The organism is Vibrio sp. 1402 (genome assembly GCF_033340275.1).
In genome coordinates this window covers 1-587 of record NZ_JAWOWE010000480.1, presented here as the reverse complement: position 1 = coordinate 587, position 587 = coordinate 1, and the positions used below count along the sequence as shown (strand labels likewise).

1 tRNA gene and 1 rRNA gene are annotated in these 587 nt (G+C 41.9%); both read right to left on the bottom strand.

The annotated features are described in order from the left end of the window. Positions 1-344: 344 nt before the first annotated feature. A tRNA-Glu gene (locus tag R7044_RS26790) sits at positions 345-420 on the bottom strand. A 90-nt stretch (positions 421-510) separates the two neighbouring features. Next, positions 511-587, bottom strand: a 16S ribosomal RNA gene (locus tag R7044_RS26785); the annotation flags it as partial.

Below are 587 nucleotides of genomic sequence, written 5' to 3'. Positions count from 1 at the left end.
ATCGCCTCTGACTGCCAAGGCATCCACCGTGTACGCTTAGTCACTTAACCATACAACCCGAAGGAGTTTCGAGTTGATGTTCAAATCACCAAAGTTGTCTCTCATTATTTGAATGAGCGAGAGACATTCGATTTTGCCGGACTCAATTTCGAATAATCACTGTAAAAGTGATATTCCCAAGAACACTTGAATGTGTTTTTTGGTGTTTGTCATAAAGACAAACATTGAGAACTTTACAAACAACAATAAATTGTTGTTTTGTCAGCTTTCCAAATTGTTAAAGAGCTAATCACTTCTAATGAAGTAACCATTTTTAAAAACTCTCAAGAGAGAATGTTTAAAGATGGTATCCCGTAGGGGAGTCGAACCCCTGTTACCGCCGTGAAAGGGCGGTGTCCTAGGCCTCTAGACGAACGGGACACTAAGTGAACATCTTGGGGGATGTTCTATCTCTTAAACTTCATAAACCATATCAATCTGTGTGGACACTCATCGTGAGTAATCATCGTTTAAGGAGGTGATCCAGCGCCAGGTTCCCCTAGCGCTACCTTGTTACGACTTCACCCCAGTCATGAACCACAAAGTGG